Here is a 2,932-nt window from a genome sequence, read left to right as displayed (position 1 = left end):
TCTATTTTATTGTAACTTTTTGATCTACAAATTGTTTAATAGGCATTACAACAATTCCTTCAGAGGTTTTTATGGTTATACAAATATTATCTATTTCTTGAATAACACCTTCTATCTTTTTAGTTTTTATGTGCTGCCCTATTTCAAAATTTCTTCTGGAATAAAAACCAAATAACAATCTAGTAATTACATCTCTAGCACCTAAACCAAAGGCAATTGTAAAAGAAACTAAAACCGATCCTAATATTAAGGTTAAGTTGCTTGTAATAATTTCCGTGTCAACACCTGCTTGATTTAATGCTGTAATTGAAATAAAAACAACAATTACATAAAATGCAATATTACTAACCAAATTAGCCCCTGAAAGCTCCATTGATTTAAAGGTGTCTACTATTGAATTTTTTATAATGGAAGCAAAATAAACTCCAACCACAAAAATTAATAAAGCGGTAATTAATATTGGTAAATAAGCAATAAAACTACCAATACCTTCAGAAATCATTGTTAATCCTAAAATTTCAGAACCTATTACAACAAAAATCAGTATCAATAAAAATTTCACAAATTTTAATACTATTTCCGATGGTACTACATCATAATCACTTTTACCAAATAATTTAGCATCATTCAATTTTGTTGTAATTGAATCTATTTTAGTCAATTTTAACAGTCGCTTCAAAATAAAGTTTACTACTTTAATTACTATATATGCTAAAATTATAAATCCAATTCCTAATAATATTTTAGGTATTACATCTACTACAGACCTCCACAAATTTTGTGTAAACGAAAAGTTTACATTTTCTAACTGAATAATTGATTTCATTTTAAATATGGGTTAGTTTAAATTATTCCTTTAACAAATTATTGTTGTTGTTGTTGTTTTTCTTTTTATTTATTTTTTTTTCTGTGTTTAAAAACTCCCCAAAAGTACTTGGATATTTAACTACAAACAAATCGGCAATATCAATAGAAAGCTTAATTAACGAAATATCATTAATTACCTTTTCTCGAAGGGCTTTTGGCACTTCTTCATCGTGTAATATTTTCTTAAACGGATTTTCCATTATTTAAGATTGTTATATACATTAATTACTTTCTCTCTTGCACGTTTTAAACGCATTTTAACCGCACTTTCACCAATATCTAATGACTCTGAAACTTCTTTTATTGAAAAATCATCTTGATATTTCATCAATAAAATCATTTTATCAGATGGATCTATTATATTAAGTGCTTTTTTAAGTAAATCAGCTTTCATTTCAAATAACGCTTCTTCACTAGTGTCTAATTTATTAGAATCTGAAATCTCTCCTTCAAAATTCTTTTCATTCTTTTTATAATTATTTCGTGTTACATAATTTACACAAAAATTATACGTAAATGAATAAAGCCAAGTAGAAAACTTAGCGGTTCCTTTAAATGTTCTTAATTTTATAAATAATTTTATAAAAACATCATGTGTTAAATCTTGAGCTTCTTCTTTATTGGTAGCAAAGCCATAACACTTATTATAAACCATATTAACGTATCTATCATACAGCACAGCAAACAAATGAGAATCATTTGTTGCAACTATTTTCTCTACCAACTCGTTATCACTTAATAACGATATGTCGTTAGTTGATCTCAAATACTTTTTTATTGGATTATACTTTTAAGACTCGCTTGTATTTAAAAAGTCACAAAAAAAATATTTAATTTATTTTGTAACATTTTCAAAAATACAACGTATATATATTAGACCCTAATTAATAATTAAAATAATTTTTAGCTACTAAATGAGACAACTTAAGATTACTAAACAGGTTACCAACAGAGAAACCGCATCATTAGACAAATATTTACAGGAAATTGGAAAGGTAGATTTAATTACTGCCGAAATGGAAGTTGAATTAGCACAACGTATTAAAGCTGGAGACCAAGTTGCTTTGGAAAGATTAACAAAAGCTAATTTACGTTTTGTTGTTTCAGTAGCAAAACAATACCAAAATCAAGGTTTAACATTACCCGATTTAATTAACGAAGGAAACTTAGGTTTAATTAAAGCTGCAAAACGTTTTGATGAAACTCGTGGATTTAAATTTATTTCGTATGCGGTATGGTGGATTCGTCAATCTATTTTACAAGCATTGGCAGAGCAATCTCGTATTGTGCGTTTACCTTTAAACAAAATTGGTTCTATTAATAAAATCAATAAAATGTATGCGTTTTTAGAGCAAGAGAACGAAAGACCTCCTTCTGCTGAAGAAATTGCTAAAAAATTAGATATGACAGTTAATGACGTTAAGGAATCTATGAAAAATTCTGGTCGTCACGTATCTATGGATGCTCCTTTAATTGAAGGTGAAGATTCTAACTTGTACGATGTATTAAACACAGGTGAATCTCCAAATCCTGATAAAGCATTATTACACGAATCTTTAAAGGTTGAAATTGAACGTGCTTTAGAAACATTAACTCCTAGAGAAGCTGATGTTGTTCAATTATACTTTGGTTTAGGTGATGCACACCCAATGACTTTAGAAGAAATTGGTGAAACTTTTGATTTAACTCGTGAGCGTGTTCGTCAAATTAAAGAAAAAGCTATTAGACGTTTAAAACATACTTCTAGAAGTAAAATTTTAAAAACATATTTAGGATAATTAATTACAAATTAGTAATTCTAAATTAAAAAGGCTGTTTGTTACTAAAATAACAAACAGCCTTTTTATATATTTGCAAAAATTAAAACTTCAAAAAATGAACAAATATATTGCACCTTCAATGCTAGCATCAGATTTTGCTAACTTACAACGTGATATTGAAATGGTTAACAACAGCAAAGCAGATTGGTTTCATATCGATGTAATGGATGGTGTTTTTGTTCCAAACATCTCATTTGGAATGCCCGTTATTAGCGCAATTAAAAAACATGCAACTAAAACTATGG

The 2,932-nt window shown here is 27.8% G+C and carries 4 protein-coding genes and 1 pseudogene; 2 read left to right on the top strand and 3 right to left on the bottom strand.

Going from position 1 to position 2,932, the window contains the following annotated elements:
- Position 1: 1 nt before the first annotated feature.
- From ABY298_RS15815 to ABY298_RS15805, 3 genes are read right to left on the bottom strand one after another with little or no spacing between them, the layout of a single operon-like run.
- Positions 2-826 (bottom strand): mechanosensitive ion channel domain-containing protein, encoded by an 825-nt coding sequence (locus ABY298_RS15815; protein WP_372747009.1) that lies wholly within the window; start codon positions 824-826, stop codon positions 2-4.
- A 22-nt stretch (positions 827-848) separates the two neighbouring features.
- The gene (locus ABY298_RS15810; protein WP_372747008.1) at positions 849-1,067 is read right to left on the bottom strand and encodes a hypothetical protein; all 219 of its coding nucleotides are present in this window, start codon (positions 1,065-1,067) and stop codon (positions 849-851) included.
- The gene (locus ABY298_RS15805; protein ID WP_372747007.1) at positions 1,067-1,633 is read right to left on the bottom strand and encodes an RNA polymerase sigma factor; all 567 of its coding nucleotides are present in this window, start codon (positions 1,631-1,633) and stop codon (positions 1,067-1,069) included. The genes ABY298_RS15810 and ABY298_RS15805 overlap by 1 nt, the downstream gene beginning before the upstream one ends.
- Before the next feature lie 148 nt (positions 1,634-1,781).
- On the opposite strand from ABY298_RS15805, the gene ABY298_RS15800 reads away from it, so the two are divergent.
- Positions 1,782-2,645, top strand: a complete 864-nt coding sequence (locus tag ABY298_RS15800; protein WP_090225171.1) for an RNA polymerase sigma factor RpoD/SigA — start codon at positions 1,782-1,784, stop codon at positions 2,643-2,645.
- 97 nt (positions 2,646-2,742) lie between these two features.
- Positions 2,743-2,932 (top strand): annotated as a pseudogene (locus ABY298_RS15795) (ribulose-phosphate 3-epimerase); the annotation flags it as partial.

The sequence above is a fragment of the Lutibacter sp. genome, from assembly GCF_041596795.1.
Lineage (GTDB): Bacteria > Bacteroidota > Bacteroidia > Flavobacteriales > Flavobacteriaceae > Lutibacter.
This window is presented reverse-complemented; position numbering and strand designations above follow the sequence as displayed.

What these genes read in the sequence shown, in the direction of transcription:
- ABY298_RS15810 (WP_372747008.1), bottom strand. Translation starts at nt 1,067, where the DNA reads ATGGAAAATCCGTTTAAGAAAATATTACACGATGAAGAAGTGCCAAAA.
- ABY298_RS15815 (WP_372747009.1), bottom strand. Translation starts at nt 826, where the DNA reads ATGAAATCAATTATTCAGTTAGAAAATGTAAACTTTTCGTTTACACAA.
- ABY298_RS15800 (WP_090225171.1), top strand. Translation starts at nt 1,782, where the DNA reads ATGAGACAACTTAAGATTACTAAACAGGTTACCAACAGAGAAACCGCA.